This window comes from Pseudoduganella sp. UC29_106 (assembly GCF_044055365.1).
Lineage (GTDB): Bacteria > Pseudomonadota > Gammaproteobacteria > Burkholderiales > Burkholderiaceae_D > Rugamonas.
Genome location: NZ_CP171977.1, coordinates 6,861,341 through 6,876,791 on the forward strand (window position 1 = coordinate 6,861,341; position 15,451 = coordinate 6,876,791).

Annotated in this window: 15 protein-coding genes and 1 pseudogene; 12 read left to right on the forward strand and 4 right to left on the reverse strand. The window is 64.3% G+C overall.

The genetic code is table 11. The features are described from left to right. Positions 1–35 precede the first annotated feature (35 nt). From hemA to ACHMW6_RS34075, 9 genes are all read left to right on the forward strand, one after another. Positions 36–1,310, forward strand: coding sequence for a glutamyl-tRNA reductase (gene hemA / locus ACHMW6_RS34035; protein WP_395403858.1), 1,275 nt, complete (start codon positions 36–38; stop codon positions 1,308–1,310). A gap of 72 nt (positions 1,311–1,382) precedes the next feature. Beyond that, complete coding sequence (gene prfA, locus ACHMW6_RS34040) at positions 1,383–2,459, forward strand: peptide chain release factor 1 (RefSeq protein ID WP_395403860.1); 1,077 nt, start codon at positions 1,383–1,385, stop codon at positions 2,457–2,459. Positions 2,460–2,588: 129 nt separating this feature from the next. Next, on the forward strand, positions 2,589–3,056 hold the full coding sequence (locus tag ACHMW6_RS34045; protein ID WP_395403862.1) for a disulfide bond formation protein B: 468 nt from the start codon (positions 2,589–2,591) through the stop codon (positions 3,054–3,056). After that, positions 3,053–3,883 (forward strand): peptide chain release factor N(5)-glutamine methyltransferase, encoded by an 831-nt coding sequence (prmC, locus tag ACHMW6_RS34050; RefSeq protein WP_395403864.1) that lies wholly within the window; start codon positions 3,053–3,055, stop codon positions 3,881–3,883. The genes ACHMW6_RS34045 and prmC overlap by 4 nt, the downstream gene beginning before the upstream one ends. 125 nt (positions 3,884–4,008) lie before the next feature. Then, on the forward strand, positions 4,009–5,601 hold the full coding sequence (gshA, locus tag ACHMW6_RS34055; protein ID WP_395403866.1) for a glutamate--cysteine ligase: 1,593 nt from the start codon (positions 4,009–4,011) through the stop codon (positions 5,599–5,601). Then, the gene (locus ACHMW6_RS34060) at positions 5,595–6,638 is read left to right on the forward strand and encodes a histone deacetylase family protein (protein ID WP_395403868.1); all 1,044 of its coding nucleotides are present in this window, start codon (positions 5,595–5,597) and stop codon (positions 6,636–6,638) included. The genes gshA and ACHMW6_RS34060 overlap by 7 nt, the downstream gene beginning before the upstream one ends. A gap of 138 nt (positions 6,639–6,776) precedes the next feature. Next, entirely contained in the window at positions 6,777–7,202 is a 426-nt protein-coding gene (locus tag ACHMW6_RS34065) for an organic hydroperoxide resistance protein (RefSeq protein ID WP_395403870.1), read from the forward strand. A 56-nt stretch (positions 7,203–7,258) separates the two neighbouring features. Beyond that, positions 7,259–7,552, forward strand: a complete 294-nt coding sequence (locus ACHMW6_RS34070; protein ID WP_395403872.1) for a DUF4148 domain-containing protein — start codon at positions 7,259–7,261, stop codon at positions 7,550–7,552. Positions 7,553–7,593: 41 nt separating this feature from the next. Continuing rightward, a complete protein-coding gene (locus ACHMW6_RS34075) occupies positions 7,594–8,046 on the forward strand; it encodes a GNAT family N-acetyltransferase (protein WP_395403874.1) in 453 nt (150 codons plus the stop codon). Between the two features lie 49 nt (positions 8,047–8,095). On the opposite strand, the pseudogene ACHMW6_RS34080 reads toward ACHMW6_RS34075, so the two are convergent. Both ACHMW6_RS34080 and ACHMW6_RS34085 read right to left on the reverse strand, forming a co-directional pair. Beyond that, positions 8,096–8,504: pseudogene (locus tag ACHMW6_RS34080) on the reverse strand (FKBP-type peptidyl-prolyl cis-trans isomerase). Between the two features lie 145 nt (positions 8,505–8,649). After that, positions 8,650–10,533, reverse strand: coding sequence for a potassium transporter Kup (locus tag ACHMW6_RS34085; protein ID WP_395403876.1), 1,884 nt, complete (start codon positions 10,531–10,533; stop codon positions 8,650–8,652). 210 nt (positions 10,534–10,743) lie between these two features. Between ACHMW6_RS34085 and rarD the strand changes: the two genes are divergently transcribed. Beyond that, positions 10,744–11,628 (forward strand): EamA family transporter RarD, encoded by an 885-nt coding sequence (gene rarD / locus ACHMW6_RS34090; RefSeq protein ID WP_395403878.1) that lies wholly within the window; start codon positions 10,744–10,746, stop codon positions 11,626–11,628. On the opposite strand, the gene ACHMW6_RS34095 is transcribed toward rarD, so the two are convergent. Together ACHMW6_RS34095 and ACHMW6_RS34100 are read right to left on the reverse strand one after the other, a co-directional pair. After that, entirely contained in the window at positions 11,612–12,187 is a 576-nt protein-coding gene (locus ACHMW6_RS34095; RefSeq protein ID WP_395403880.1) for a hypothetical protein, read from the reverse strand. The two genes, rarD and ACHMW6_RS34095, sit on opposite strands and share 17 nt — an antisense overlap. Further along, the gene (locus tag ACHMW6_RS34100) at positions 12,147–13,592 is read right to left on the reverse strand and encodes a hypothetical protein (protein ID WP_395403882.1); all 1,446 of its coding nucleotides are present in this window, start codon (positions 13,590–13,592) and stop codon (positions 12,147–12,149) included. The genes ACHMW6_RS34095 and ACHMW6_RS34100 overlap by 41 nt, the downstream gene beginning before the upstream one ends. Positions 13,593–13,835: 243 nt before the next feature. Here ACHMW6_RS34100 and ACHMW6_RS34105 point away from each other — a divergent pair, with 243 nt between their 5' ends. Beyond that, positions 13,836–14,915, forward strand: a complete 1,080-nt coding sequence (locus ACHMW6_RS34105; protein ID WP_395403884.1) for a hypothetical protein — start codon at positions 13,836–13,838, stop codon at positions 14,913–14,915. After that, positions 14,861–15,412 carry a hypothetical protein gene (locus ACHMW6_RS34110; protein ID WP_395403886.1) on the forward strand — a complete coding sequence of 184 codons (552 nt, stop codon included), beginning with the start codon at positions 14,861–14,863 and terminating at the stop codon, positions 15,410–15,412. The genes ACHMW6_RS34105 and ACHMW6_RS34110 overlap by 55 nt, the downstream gene beginning before the upstream one ends. The last annotated feature ends 39 nt before the right edge of the window (positions 15,413–15,451 follow it).

The window sequence follows — 15,451 nt, forward strand, 5'->3', positions numbered from 1 at the left end:
TATAATGTCGGCTAATCCCCCACGTGTGACCGTAAATGCAACTTCTCGCCGTCGGCCTTAACCACACCACTGCGCCTGTCGCCTTGCGCGAACGGCTGGCGTTCGCGCCTGAGCAGCTGGGGACGGCCGTGGCGGCGGCACGCAACTGGTTCCAGCGTATCGACGGCGCCGGCGGCACTGAAGCGGCGATCCTGTCCACCTGCAACCGCACCGAACTGTACGCAGCCAGCAATGCCGACAATCCGCTGGATGCGGGCGCGCACTTCCTGGCCGACTTCCACCAGCTGAACTTCAACGAGCTGCGTCCGCACCTCTACATGCTGCCGCAGCACGATGCCGTGCGCCACACCTTCCGTGTCGCTTCCGGCCTGGACTCGATGGTGCTGGGCGAGACCCAGATCCTGGGCCAGATCAAGGACGCGATCCGCACCGCCGATGAAGCGGGCGGCCTCGGCACCTACCTGCACCAGCTGTTCCAGCGCAGCTTCTCGGTGGCCAAGGAAGTGCGCAGCACCACCGAAATCGGCGCGCACAGCGTGTCGATGGCGGCAGCGGCCGTGCGCCTGTCGCAACGCATCTTCGACAAGATCAACCAGCAGAACGTGCTCTTCATCGGCGCCGGCGAAATGATCGAGCTGTGCGCCACGCACTTCGCGGCGCAGAACCCGAAATCGATCACGGTGGCCAACCGCACGATGGAGCGCGGCGAATCGCTGGCGCACCGCTTCAACGGCAAGGCCATGCGCCTGGCCGAACTGCAGAACCAGCTGCACCAGTACGATATCGTGATTTCCTGCACGGCTTCCTCGCTGCCGCTGATCGGCCTCGGCATGGTCGAGCGTGCGATCAAGGCGCGCCGCCACAAGCCGATGTTCATGGTCGACCTGGCCGTACCGCGCGATATCGAGGCCGAGGTGGGCCGCCTGAACGACGTCTTCCTCTACACCGTGGACGACCTCGGCAAGGTGGTGCAAACCGGCATGGAAAACCGCCAGGCCGCCGTGGCCCAGGCCGAAGCCATCATTGAAACCCGCGTGCAATCCTTCATGCACTGGATCGACGACCGCGCCGTGGTGCCTGTCATCCAGGGCCTGCACGAGAACGGCGAAGCGATCCGCCTGATGGAGCTGGAGCGCGCGCGCAAGCTGCTCGCCAAAGGCGAATCGGTGGATGCGGTGCTGGAAGCGCTGTCGCGCGGCCTGACCGCCAAATTCATGCACGGCCCGCAGCAGGCGCTGCACCGCGCACAGGGCGACGAGCGCGCCCAGCTGGCCGAACTGCTGCCTACGCTGTTCCGCGGCCGCCGTTAGCGGCGTCTTCGCCTCCTCCCCTTCCGCATTACCCCGCGCCGGCCCGGCGCACCCTACACCAACAGGATTCTGATGAAACCATCAATGCTGGCCAAGCTGGACCAATTGGCAAACCGCCTGGTCGAACTGGACGAACTGCTGATGTCCGAAGGCGCCACGTCAAATATGGACAGCTACCGCAAGATGACACGCGAGCACAGCGAGCTGGGGCCTCTGGTGGCGCTGTACAAGGATTACCAGCAGGCGCAGGGCGATATCGAGGAAGCGCAGGCCATGCTGTCCGACCCGGACATGAAGGAATTCGCGCAGGAGGAAATCGACAGCGGCAAGGCGCGCATCGCCACGCTGGACGTGGAGCTGCAGAAGATGCTGCTGCCGAAGGATGAAAACGACGAGCGCAACATCTTCCTCGAAATCCGTGCCGGCACGGGCGGCGACGAATCGGCGCTGTTCGCGGGCGACCTGCTGCGCATGTACACGCGCTTCGCCGAGCGCTCGCGCTGGCAGGTGGAGATTGTGTCGGCTTCGGAAAGCGACCTGGGCGGCTATCGCGAAGTCATCGCGCGCATCATCGGCAACGGCGCCTACTCCAAGCTGAAGTTCGAGTCCGGCGGGCATCGCGTGCAGCGCGTGCCGGCCACCGAAACCCAGGGCCGCATCCACACTTCCGCCTGCACGGTGGCCGTGATGCCGGAAGCGGACGAAGTGGAAGACGTCCACATCAACCCGGCCGACCTGCGCATCGACACCTTCCGCGCCTCCGGCGCCGGCGGCCAGCACATCAACAAGACCGACTCCGCGGTGCGCATCACGCACATCCCGTCCGGCATCGTGGTCGAATGCCAGGACGACCGCTCGCAGCACAAGAACAAGGCGTCCGCCATGAAAGTGCTGGCGGCGCGCATCAAGGACGTGCAACTGCGCGAGCAGCAATCGAAGGAAGCGGCCACGCGCAAGAGCCTGATCGGCTCCGGCGACCGTAGCGAGCGCATCCGCACCTACAACTTCCCGCAAGGCCGCATGACCGACCACCGCATCAACCTCACGCTCTACAAGCTCGACATGATCATGGACGGCGACCTCACCGAACTGACCACCGCCCTCACCACCGAGCACCAGGCCGAACAGCTCGCCGCCCTCGGCGACTAACGTTTTTCGGGTTAGGCACGAAATGGTACATAAGCTCGCTTTGCAAGCGAGCTTATGTACCATTTCGTGCCTGACCCCAAAGTACAGATTGTGGGAGAATGTGGCGGTTTTTATTGTGCGGATGGTGATATGAATTCGAGGAATGTATTGCTGGTGACGGCGTTTGTGTGCTTCGGCTTGATCGGCGTCGCGATGTATTTGCAGCATGTGCTGTTCTTGCTGCCTTGCCCGCTGTGCGTGATCCAGCGCTATCTGTTCATCGGCATCGGCGTCGCTTGCCTGATCGGGTATTTTGGGAAATCCCCCAAGCTGGGCGCGGGTATTGGCCTGCTGGCGGCGCTTGGCGGACTGGGCGTGGTGTCCAAGCATCTGTGGGTGCTGGCGCATCCGGGCCTGTCCTGCGGCATCGATCCGCTGGAGACCGCACTGAACAAGATCCCGACCGCCACTGCCATGCCCTGGCTGTTCTATGCCGATGGACTGTGCGAGAACGCGACCGACGGTTTCCTCGGCCTTTCCATCCCCCAGTGGTCGCTGATCTGGTTCGTCATCCTCGGCGTGACCATGATCTGGCTGCTGTTGCGCAAGCGCGCATGACCATCGTCGTCGCACCCGGCACCACGCTGGGCGCCCTGCAGCGCCAGCCGCTGCTCGATCCGGTCGACCAGCGCATTCTCGTCTGCCATGCGCTGGGCGTCACGCGCACGGCGCTGATCACGCAGTCGGAGCGCGTGCTGTCCGAAGAGGAAGCGCTGCGCATCACGCAGCTGCTGCAGCGCCGCGAGCACGGCGAGCCGGTGGCGTATCTCGTCGGCAGCCGCGAGTTCTTCGGCCTGCCCTTCGAGACCACACCGGCCGTGCTGATTCCCCGCCCCGATACGGAACTTTTGGTGGAGCTGGCCCTGGAGCGCCTGCCGCCAACAGGACGGGTACTCGACCTGGGCACCGGCAGCGGCGCCATCGCCGTCGCCATCGCCCACACCCGCCCCGATGCGGACGTGAGTGCGCTCGATGTCAGCACCGAAGCGCTGGCCGTGGCGCAACGCAATGCGCAGCGCAATGGCGCCCGGGTGCGTTTCCTGCACAGCGACTGGTTCGCCGCCGTCGCGGGCGAAAAATTCGACTTAATCGTTTCCAATCCACCCTATATCGCCAGCGGCGACCGCCATCTGGACGAAGGCGACCTGCGCTTCGAGCCGTCCGGCGCCCTCACCGATTTCGCGGACGGCCTTTCCGCACTGCGCCAGCTGGTGCAAGACGCCCCGCGGCACGCCCATCCCGGCGCCTGGTTGCTGATGGAACATGGCTACGACCAGGCCGAAGCCGTGCGCGGACTGCTGTCATCGGCAGGTTACACTGAAGTGGCAAGCTGGCAGGATTTGGCCGGAATCCAGCGCGTCAGCGGCGGCCGCGTCCCCGGGTAAAATAGCTCATCCCACGGCGCCATGCGGCCTGCCGGGCCGTTTTTGGAGGCACTTGCACGCAGTTTTCGGATTTCGGTTACATTCGCACCAATTCAAAGTTTGCTGCATCGGAAAGGAAGTGCCAATTGTCCAATCTATTGACTCGCCGCCTGGCCTTGCTGGCCGACGACAAGCACCGTGCGGTGCTGGGCGGCGGCCTGCGTGGCATTGAGCGAGAAACCCTGCGTGTTGACAAGTCCGCCCATCTGGCGCGCACGCCCCATCCGGCCGCCCTGGGTTCGGCCCTGACCAATCCCCATATCACCACCGACTACGCGGAAGCCCTGCTGGAGTTCATCACCCCGGCCGAAAACGATATCGCCACCACCCTGCAGAAGCTGGATGGCATCCACCGCTTCAGCTATACGAAGCTGGGCGACGAGCTGCTGTGGTCGCAGTCCATGCCCTGCCAGCTGCCGCCGGAAGAGGACATCGAAATCGCCTGGTATGGCAAGTCCAACCTGGGCATGCTGAAACACGTGTACCGCCGCGGCCTGGCCCTGCGCTATGGCAAGGCCATGCAGTGCATCGCCGGCATCCACTACAACTATTCGCTGGACGAGCGCCTGTGGCGCATCCTCGCCGAGAACGAGGGCGCAAGCCATATCTCGGCCAAGGCCTACCAGTCCGAAGCCTACCTGGCGACGATCCGTAATTTCCGCCGCTACAGCTGGCTGCTGATGTACCTGTTCGGCGCCTCGCCCGCGCTGGCCAGCAACTTCCTGCGCGGCCGTCCGCACAAGCTGGAAACCCTGTCGTCGGACACGCTCTACCTGCCTTACGCCACCAGCCTGCGCATGAGCGACCTGGGTTACCAGAACGAAGCGCAATCCGGCCTGCATCCGCACGAGAACAGCCTGGACTCCTACGTGGCCACGCTGACCCGCGCCGTCAACCAGCCTTACGAGCCGTACCAGAAGATCGGCACCAAGATCGATGGCGAGTGGGTGCAGCTGTCCACCAACGTGATCCAGATCGAAAACGAGTACTACTCCACCATCCGCCCCAAGCGCGTGATCCGCACCGGCGAGCGCCCAATCCAGGCGCTGTGCAACCGCGGCGTGCAGTACATCGAAGTACGCTGCATGGATGTGGACCCTTACGAGCCGGTCGGCATCAATGTGCAGACGGGCCGCTTCCTGGACGTGTTCCTGTTGTTCTGCGCGCTGGAAGAAAGCCCGCAGATCACGCCGGAATGCGGCGAGCTGCTGGCGCGTAATTTCGGCCGCACCGTCAAGGAAGGCCGCCGTCCCGGCCTGCTGCTGAAGCGCAATGGCGGCGAAGTCACGCTGAAGGACTGGGGCCTGGAAATCATGGAGCGCCTGCGTCCCGTGGCCGAATTGCTGGACCGCGAACGCGGCGGCAGCGAGCACATGGCGGCGCTGCAGGCCCAGGTCGCCAAGCTGAACGACCCGGAAATCACCCCGTCCGCCCGCGTGCTGGCCGAACTGCGCTCCAATGGCAAGTCTTTCTCCGACTTCGCCCTGCGCCAGAGCGAGAAGCACGCCGCCTACTTCCGCGCGCACGCGCCGAGCGCCGAAGAACAGGCTTACTACGAGCAGCTGGCCCAGACTTCGCTCGCCGAACAGGAAGAACTGGAGCGCACCCAGACCGGCAGCTTCGACGATTACGTCACGGCCTACCGCGCCAGCAACCTCTGCCCCAACAGCCCTTGCTGACCTTCTATAACGAACAGCATGCGCAACAGCGCCTCCGCCACATCCTGGCGGGCGGCGCCCCGGCTCCCGCGCCGGACCAGCCGGAGCGGGCCGACATCGTGCTGGCCGAACTGGGCCGGCGCGGCCTGGGCCAGATCGTCACCCCTCACAGCGTGCCGCCGGTTTCGCTGGAGCGCGCGCACAGCCCGCGCTACCTGCACTTCCTGCGCACGGCATGGAGCGAATGGATCGCACAGGCGCCATCCAATGCCGGCCGCGACGCCTTCCCTTCGCTGGCGGTAATCCGCAACCTGCGCGCCGACCTGGAACCGGAAGATTTCGGCGCCCGCTTCGGCCTGTATGCGATGGATACGCTGACGCCGATCGGCCCCGGCACCTGGAGCGCCGCCAAGACCGGCGCCGACTGCGCCATCAATGCCGCCCATTCCCTGCGTATCGGCGAGCGCGGCAGCTTTGCCCTGACCCGCCCTCCCGGCCACCACGCCGGGCCGGATGCGATGGGCGGCGGATGCTACCTGAATAACGCAGCCCTGGCAGCCCAGCACCTGCTGGATGACGGCCTGGCCCGCGTCGCCGTGCTGGATCTCGACTACCACCATGGCAACGGCACACAGGCCATCTTCTACGACCGCAGCGATGTGCTGTGTCTTTCGCTGCACGCCGATCCCCGCTACGCCTATCCCTGGTTCGCCGGCCATGCGGACGAAACGGGCGCCGGCGCCGGGCTGGGCTACAACGTCAACCTGCCCCTGCCACCGGGCAGCAAAGCAGGCGACTGGTTCTCCGCGCTGGAAACGGCCTGCGTGCGCATTTCCATGAACCGCCCCGAAGCGCTGGTCGTGGCTCTGGGCGGCAATACCTGGGCCGGCGAGCCCCACGGCGGTTTCGGCCTGCAGTCGGCTGATTATTTGCGCGCCGGCGAACGGCTGGCGTGGCTGGGCCTGCCTACCGTGTTTATACTGGAAGGCGGCAGCGCGCAACGGGAGCTGGGCACCAACGTGGTCAACGTGCTCGAAGGTTTCGAAACGGCTGTCTAAAAAAATTTTTAGAAAAATAGCTTGCAATTGAATCGCACGCTATGTATAGTGTGTTCATGGGCGCTGCACATGATTATGAAAAAGCCCTAATCGATAGCACGCTACTTAATAGCAGTCAATTTACCGAAAGGAATTACCATGTCTCTCCAACAAGTTCTGTACCGCACCAGCGCAACTTCCACCGGCGGCCGCGAAGGCACTACCAAAGCCAACGACGGCACTTTCGAAATGAAGCTGACCACGCCAAAAGAACTGGGCGGTAACGGCGCTGCCGGCGCAAACCCTGAGCAGCTGTTCGCTGCCGGTTACTCGGCATGCTTCATCGGCGCCCTGAAATTTGTTGGCGGCCGCGACAAAATCGCTGTTCCGGCTGACACCTCGATCAACGCCACCGTCGGCATCGGCCTGATCCCGCAAGGCTTCGGCATCGAAGTGAAGATGGACATTTCCCTGCCAGGCGTGGACCGCGCTACGGCCGAGAAGCTGGTGGAAGAAGCCCACAAAGTGTGCCCGTACTCCAACGCGACCCGCGGCAACATCGACGTGACCCTGAACATCGTATAAGCAGCCCCCCTCTCGGCCGGCGCCACGGGGCGCCGGCCTCCCCAAAGGAGATTGAAATGAAAGCGACCATTTTTGCCGCTGTGGCCCTTGCTTTGTCCGCAGCTTCCGCATCTTACGCAGCCGAGCCCGTCAACAGCGGCGAAGGCTACCAGGGCGACATCAGCTTCGTGTCCACCAAGACCCGCGCCGAGGTGAAGGCGGAAACCATCGCCGCCCTGAAACGTGGCGAGATTGCCTACGGCGAAAGCTATCCCTTCAACCAGCCGCCGCAAGCGCAGCGTACCCGCGCCGAAGTGCGCGCCGAACTGGCCATCGCCAAGCAGGCAGGCGAACTGCGCAATGAGCAATAAAGCTCCCGTACAATGGTCGCCTCTGACGAAACGAGGCGACCATGATCGAGTGGCAGTGGCTGGACTTTGAAAGTATTCCCCGCAACGATTTATACGAAATACTGCGGCAGCGGCAGGAAGTGTTCCTGATCGAGCAGCAGTGCTTCTATTCCGACCTCGATGGACTGGACCAGGATGCCCACCACCTGCTGGGCTGGCAAGTCATCGACGGCAAGCGCCAGCTGGCAGCCTATCTGCGCTGCATCGCCCCTGGCGTGAAATTCCCTGAAATGTCCCTCGGCCGTGTCCTGACCGCCCAAGCCGCGCGCGGCGCCGGCATCGGCCGTGAACTGGTGGCGGAAGGCATACGGCGCGCCGAAGCGCAGCACCCTGGACACCACATCCGCATCGGCGCCCAGGCGCATCTGCAGGACTTTTACGGCAGCTTCGGTTTCCAGCGCATCTCCGAACCCTACGACGAGGACGGCATCATGCACCTCGACATGCTGCGCTGAGGCGAAAAAAAACGGCCCTGGCGGGCCGTTTTTTCCTGGAGCGCTGTGCTTAGCGCTTGATCGAAATCAGTTCGACTTCGAAGATCAGCGGCGAGTAAGCCGGAATCGCAGTGCCAGAGCCCGCCTGGCCGTAGGCCAGGTCCTGCGGGATGATCAGGGTGCGCTTGCCGCCGGCCTTCATGCCCAGCAAGCCTTTTTCCCAGCCGCCGATGACGGTGCCCTTGCCCAGGGTGAAGGTGAACGGGGTCTTGTCGCGGGAGGTGTCGAACTGAGTGCCCTTTCTTGTCGCTCTTGGTGCTGTCGTACAGCCAGCCGGTGTAGTGCACGGTCAGCTGGTCGCCAGCGATGGCTTCGATGCCGGTGCCGACTACGGTGTCGATCGCCTGGAACGCTGGCTGAGCCGGAATGGTGGGAGCCGTGTCATTATTGTTGCCGCCACCGCAGGCGGTCAGAGCCAGTGCGCAAGCCAGCGTAGCGAACAGTTGAAGCATCGATTTCATCTTGTCTTACCTATAAGTATTGGTCGGGAAGCCGGAGCAGCAGTTTAGCAGACTGCTACCGGCATTTCCCAGTGTCCCTACACAGTATTACAAAAAAGTTGTCTCAGATTTCCACCTGCGTACCGAGCTCGATGACCCGGTTGGGAGGGATCTGGTAGTAGTCCGCCGCCGCGCGCGCATTGCGCGACATGGCCACGAACAAGTGTTCGCGCCACGGTGCCATGCCCGCCCCTGGGGACGAGATCACCGTCTGGCGGGCGATGAAGAAGGAGGTTTCCATCATCTCGAAATGCAGGCCCTTGTCGCCGCACAGGGCCAGCAGCTTGGGCATGTCCGGCTCGTCCTTGAAACCGTAGTACACGCTCAGCTGATAGCACTCGTGGCCCAGGGCCGTGACTTTCACCTGCTCGTCCGGCAGCACATAGGGCTCTTCCACGATGTGCACGGTGAAGAACACGACGCGTTCATGCAGCACCTTGTTATGCGACAGGTTGTGCAGCAGTGCATGCGGCACGCCGTCGCTCTCGCCGCGCAGGAACACGGCCGTGCCCGGCACGCGCACCGGCGGCGCCATGAACAGCGAGTTCAGGAAGGCTTCCAGCGGAATCGCATGCTTTTCCAGGTTCTGGAACACCAGTTCGCGGCCGGTGCGCCAGGTCAGCATGACGGTGAACAGCGCAGTCCCCAGCAGCAGCGGCAGCCAGCCGCCGTGCAGCAGCTTCAGCGTGCTGGCGGAGAACAGGGCGATGTCCATCACGACAAAGAAGCCCGTGGCGATAAAGCACAGCACCAGCGGCAGGTGCCAGCGGTAGCGGATCACGAAGAAGGTCAGGATGGTGGTGGCCAGCATTGTGGCGGTCACGGCGATACCGTAGGCGCCAGCCAGCGCGTCCGAGGACTGGAAGCCGATCACAGCCAGCAGCACGACGATCAGCTGCAGCCAATTCACCATCGGGATATAGATCTGGCCGATCTCGCTTTCAGAGGTGTGCAGCACGCGCATGCGCGGCAGCATGCCCAGGGCGATGGCCTGCTTGGTCATCGAGAAGGTGCCGGAAATGGTGGCCTGGGAAGCGATCACCGCCGCCATCGTCGACAGCACGACCAGCGGGTACACGCTCCACGGGCCCAGCATATTGAAGAAGGGGTTGCTGGCCGCATTCGGGTCGTGGATCAGCAGCGCGCCCTGCCCCAGGTAGTTCAGCGCCAGCGCGGGGAAGCAGACCAGGAACCAGGCCATGCGGATCGGCTTCTTGCCGAAGTGGCCCATGTCCGCATACAGCGCTTCGGCGCCGGTGAAAGCCAGCACCACGGCGCCCAGTGCAACGAAGGCGACAAAGCCATTACGCAGCAGGAACTTGAAGCCGTGGACAGGGTTCAGCGCATTCAGGATGGATGGCTCATCCATGATATTGACCACGCCCATCGCGGCCAGCGCGATAAACCAGACCACCATGACGGGACCGAAGAAGCGGCCGATGCCGGCCGTGCCGTGGCGCTGCACCGAGTACAGCGACACCAGCACAATGATGGTCAGCGGCACCACGAACTGCTCCAGCGCCGGGGCAGCCACTTCCAGGCCCTCGATTGCGCCCAGCACGGAAATGGCGGGGGTAATCACGCTGTCGCCGTAGAACATGGTGGCGCCGAAAGTACCCAGCAGCAGCAGCGGGAAGTGCCACTTGCCGGCCACCTTGGCCACGGAGTTCAGGGCCAGGGCCATCAGCGCCATGATGCCGCCCTCGCCGCGGTTATCGGCGCGCAGCACCAGGCTGACGTACTTGAGAGAAACGATCATCGTCAGGCCCCAGAAGATCAGGGAGACGACACCCACCAAGTTGTCGTGGTTCAGGGCCAGACCGTGAGTCGGATCGAAAATGGTCTTGAGTGTGTAGAGCGGGCTGGTGCCAATATCGCCATATACGATACCGACCGCCGCCAATGTCAGAGCCGCCAGGCTGCTTTTCTTATGTTGTTGCGACGTCAAGTTTTCACCTTACGAAGGTTTGGTGCGTTGCACAATAGGCCATCCCCGGTCAAATTGCAAGCTGGAGGGCGCCCGGTGCGATTTCCGCAATTGTGTTATTTTCCTCCTTTACGGAAAGAAAATCATGCAAATCAGCAAAGCCGCCCAACGCGCGACATCACTTTACTGCCGGCGCGAGGGTCGCGGCGCGCCATATGCGGGGGCCCGTCCGTGAATCCCGGTGTTCTGTATGCCACCTCGGCCTTCCTGTGCTGGGGCCTGTTTCCCCTTTATTTCCACGCCATCGGCGACGTGCCGCCGATGGAGATCCTGGCCCACCGCATGCTGTGGTCCCTGCTATTTCTCGTGATCGTGCTGACCGCGCGCAGCCAGTGGCGCTGGCTCCCCGATGTGCTGAAAAAGCCGAAAGTGGTGTGGAGTTTCATCGCCAGCGCCCTGCTGCTGAGCGCGAACTGGTTCGTCTATATCTGGGCGGTCAAGAATGGCCATGTGATCGATGCCAGCCTGGGCTACTTCATCAATCCACTCGTCAACGTGCTGCTGGGGCAGCTCGTGCTGAAGGAACATTTGCGCCGCGGGCAGTGGCTGGCGGTCGCCATCGCTGCGGCCGGCGTGCTGTGGTTGACGGTGCAGGCCGGCCAGCTGCCGTGGATCGCCCTGATCCTGGGCTGCACCTTCGGCGGCTATGGCCTTCTGCGCAAGACTGCGGCGCTGGCGGCTCTGGAGGGCTTGTCCTTCGAAACCCTGATCCTGTTCCCGCTGGCCCTCGCCTATGTCGCCTGGCTTACCGTGACCGGCCAGAACGCCTTCCTCAATGCACCGAGCGACAGCACCCGCTGGCTGCTGGCAGCGGCCGGCCCGATCACCGCCATTCCCTTGCTGCTGTTCGCCGCCGGCGCGCGCCGCATTCCAATGGCGGTACTGGGCATGCTGCAGTACCTGTCGCCGACCATCCAGATGCTGCTCGGCCTGTGGGTCTTCCATGAAGCCTTCTCGTCCGAACGCATGGCCGGATTCATCGTGATCTGGAGCGCCCTGGCCGTCTATATGGCCGAGGGACTGTGGACCAGCCGCCGCGCTAGCGCCGCTGCATAGTTTTCCAGTAGGCCAGCAGTGCGCGCAGCGCTTCGGGCTTGTTGATCGGATTACCCAGCCCGGCCTGGGTCGCAGTATTCACGCCGTGGCAGGCGGCGCAGGTGCGCATTTCGCCTGGCTGGAAAGTGACCCAGTTGCGCTCGCGGACCACCGCGTTGCCTCGTGCGTCCGCGGTTTGCCAGGTCAGCGCACGGCGGGCGGGGACGAAGGCGGCAGTTGAACCATCCGCCGCGATGCGCACGCTGCCCGCCGGGCCTTCTGCGTTGGCAGGATTGAGGCCGTCGTGCATCGGCTGCGGCAACACGCGCCGCCCTTCGCGGCCGGGATAGGCGCGCACCTGGTCGGCCTGGAAGATCTGGAAGTGGCTGATGTCGTAGACGCGCGCGTTCGGCGTATCGGGCGCCGTGGTCTTCTTGCCGCCGGGGACGCGCAGGTTGTACGGCTGCTGCCGCTCCGCCCGGTCGCGCGCAGTCTGGTCGCGCGTGACGATCAGCGCCAGCTCATTCTTCACGAGCCAGTCACGCAACTGCTGCTCGCTGACTTTCTCTTCCGCCAGCACGGCACGCTCCGGCGTTTCCAGCGTGCTGGCCGTGAGGGGCGGACGCGGCCTCGCCCTCACCTCCACCGCTTCCAATTCCCACAGCTCCACACCGCCTTGGCGGATGCCTTGCGTCAGCGGTGCTCCGGCGCGGTAAAGGCCGCTCGAGTCGCGCTCCAGCCAGGTCAGGCGCAGGCCGTCCAGCGTGCCGCCGGGTTCGGCGCGCGCGCACGCTGGCGGTACGGCTGGCGACCAGGCTGCCGTCGGACAGCGGCAGCGGATTGCGGTAGCGGCCGCCTTTCAGCACATCGCTGGCGGCTGACTCGGTCAGCGGCGCGAGCGTCATTTTCTCGGGATTCGCGCCCGGTGGGCCACTCAGGCGCACCAGCGCATTGGTCGTGAACGAATCCTGCTCGCGTGCGGCCGTGGCCAAGTACTCACCCGGATGGGCTGGATCCTCGCGCAAGTGGAACAGCCCACCTTCACGGCGCAGCGCGATGCGGTTGGCGTGCAACTTGTCGCTGGTGCGGCTGGACAGTGCGGGGTCGCCACGAAAGCTGGGCGTCTGATAGCCGAAGGATAGTTCGTGCAGGCCGATATGGTTCAGCGTTTCCTCGTTGCTGCCGTCCTGGTTCATCGCCCAGGGTGCGAAGAAATTACTGATGTAGGCGCTTACTTCACCGTAAGCGCTTGAGCTGCCTGCGCGCGACTCGGGGAATCTCTCTTCGCGCGAGGCCAGCGCTCTGGCGTTGCTGCGTTCGCTGTCGTAATTGAAGGAGCGGAACGGCAGGGCGACGCCGTTGTGCACGGCGTCGCGGTCGCGCTCGGCGAGCTGGTCCTGCTGCAAGTGGTCCCAGCGGGTGAAGATGATGCGGCCGAAGCTGTCCAGCGAGGGGCTGAAGGCGCCGCTGGGCGCGTGGTTCAGCAGCGCCAGCTCTCGGCGTTGCGGATCCAGTCGCCAGATGCCGGTGGTCGTGGGCGTGGCTTCGTATTCGTCCAGCTGCGGATAGAGTTTCGGGTCGCCGTTGCGCGGGCGGTCGGAGGTGAACAGGATGCGGCCCGCGGAGTCGTAGAACGGCGACACATTGTTGTACCGCTCCGGCTGGCCCGGAATCTTCCGCATCGATATTCGCTCGCCGGGCGCGAAACCGCTCACTTCGTACAGCTGCCAGACTGCGCCGGACAGCATGCTGAACACGGCACGCCTGCCGTCCCAATGCACCGTCGGCTCGCGTACCGCCACATTCCTGAAGCCGGCTTCGGCTGTCAGGTCGCGCAGGGCGCCGTCCGGGTAACGCAGCATCAGTCCGCCGCCGCGGGGGGCTTGCGCAGCGCCGGGCAGGTGGTTGGCGAAGGTGGACAGGCGCGCCGCGAAGTCGGTATGCAGGGGAACCTGGGGCGACGAACAGGATCGGCGAGGGCGCAAGCCGTGCCGCCGCCGCAGCCCGCGCCGCGTCCCGGCCAGCAAACGGCGGCGCGAGCGGCCCGCTATTGCGCTCGCAAGCGGCAAGCACCGCACACAGCGCCAGCCCAACCGCGCCGCGCACACCACGGCGCAGGGTAATGTTCATAGTCTCCAAAGTAACGCCAGTGTATCCGACTCAACTGGGCTTGAGTTTTTTGCCATAAAGATGCAACCTTGCGCTCATAACGATAGTGAGGAGACAGAATGCAGCAGCAACGCAAGCGGACCGCCCTGGCCGCGTCCGTCATGGCCGTCGTCACGGCGGCAACCGTGATCGCCTGCGGCGGCGGTGGTGGCGGCACATCCGGCGGCACGACACTGCCCCCGCCAGCGACGGACACGCCTGTCAACGGCCCGGCATGGCTCTCGTTCGCCGGCAACGCCCAGCACACCGCGCAATCCGGCATCGCCACCCAGCCCCTGAGCCGCATCGTGTGGCGCACCGCCGTCGACACCGCGCCCCAGTATTCGCCGCAAGGTTACCTGTTGGTGCACTACGGCTCGCCCGTGATCACCCCGAAAAACACCGTGATCGTGCCGGTCAAGCGCGCGGTCGCCGAGCTGTACCGCATCGAGGCGCACGACGGCGGCTCCGGCACCCTGCTGTGGAGCATGGACAGCGACTACATGATGCCTGCCCATGTCTGGACGCCCAGCTACAACGTCACGCTGACCGCGTCCAACCGCATGATCGCGCCGGGTGCGGGCGGGAAGATCTACTACCGCGACGATGCCGATTCGGCGAGCGCCACCACGCAAACCGCCGTTTTCTACGGCGACGCCAACTATGCCGCCAACCGCGCCGCGCTCGACCAGCAAATCTTCATCAACACGCCGATCACGGCCGACAGCGCAGGCAACCTCTACTTCGGCTTCCTGGCCAATGCCGGCAACAGCCTCAACCTGGTCAGCGGCATCGCCCGCCTCGGGGCGGACGGCAAAGGCAGCTGGGTCAGCGCCAGCGATGCCAGCGGTGATTCCCTGATCACCGCCGTTGCCATGAACAGCGCGCCCGCCGTGTCGGCCGACCAGAAAACCCTGTACGTGGTCACCAAGACCGCCGGCACGGATGGCTACCTGGTTGCGCTCGATGCCGCGACCCTGCAGCCGAAGTCCAAAGCCGCCTGGTCGATCCAGACTCAGGCCAGCGCGCCCGCGTCAGCAACGACGGCACCGCTTCTCCGACCATCGGCCCGGACGGCGACGTCTACATCGGCGTACTGGAAAGCGTGCCCAACGCGCACAACCAGCGCGGCTGGCTGCTGCACTTCAACGCCGCGCTGAGCCTGGCAAAAACGCCGGGCGGCTTCGGCTGGGACGACACCGCGTCCATCGTGCCGCGCGCCATGGTACCGAGCTACACGGGCACGTCCGACTACCTGGTCATGGTGAAGTACAACAACTACGGCCGTTCCGGCAGCGGCGACTCGCAGAACAAGGTTGCCATCCTCGATCCCAACACGCCGGCGCCCGACTTCATTTCCGGCAAACCCGTAATGAAGGAAGTGCTGACCATCCTCGGCCCCACGCCGGACCCACGCTTCCCTGGCGGCGTGGTCGAGTGGTGCATCAACACGGCGGCCGTCGATCCGTTCACCAGGTCCGTACTGGTAAACAGCGAAGACGGCTTCCTTTATCGCTGGGACCTGAGCACCAACACGCTGAGCGAAAAGATCCGCCTGACCAGCGGACTGGGCGAGTCCTACACGCCGACCGCAGTGGGCGCAGACGGCAAGGTCTATGCCATCAACAATGCCATCCTGTTCGCAGTGGGAAGGTAGATAAAGGGCCGGGTTTGGCGTATCCTTGTTGACCTTTGT

Excerpts from the sequence above, each read along its gene's own strand:
- ACHMW6_RS34070 (WP_395403872.1), top strand. The coding sequence starts at position 7,259 with ATGAAAGCGACCATTTTTGCCGCTGTGGCCCTTGCTTTGTCCGCAGCT.
- prfA (WP_395403860.1), top strand. The coding sequence starts at position 1,383 with ATGAAACCATCAATGCTGGCCAAGCTGGACCAATTGGCAAACCGCCTG.
- ACHMW6_RS34075 (WP_395403874.1), top strand. The coding sequence starts at position 7,594 with ATGATCGAGTGGCAGTGGCTGGACTTTGAAAGTATTCCCCGCAACGAT.
- prmC (WP_395403864.1), top strand. The coding sequence starts at position 3,053 with ATGACCATCGTCGTCGCACCCGGCACCACGCTGGGCGCCCTGCAGCGC.
- ACHMW6_RS34105 (WP_395403884.1), top strand. The coding sequence starts at position 13,836 with ATGCAGCAGCAACGCAAGCGGACCGCCCTGGCCGCGTCCGTCATGGCC.
- ACHMW6_RS34045 (WP_395403862.1), top strand. The coding sequence starts at position 2,589 with ATGAATTCGAGGAATGTATTGCTGGTGACGGCGTTTGTGTGCTTCGGC.
- ACHMW6_RS34065 (WP_395403870.1), top strand. The coding sequence starts at position 6,777 with ATGTCTCTCCAACAAGTTCTGTACCGCACCAGCGCAACTTCCACCGGC.
- hemA (WP_395403858.1), top strand. The coding sequence starts at position 36 with ATGCAACTTCTCGCCGTCGGCCTTAACCACACCACTGCGCCTGTCGCC.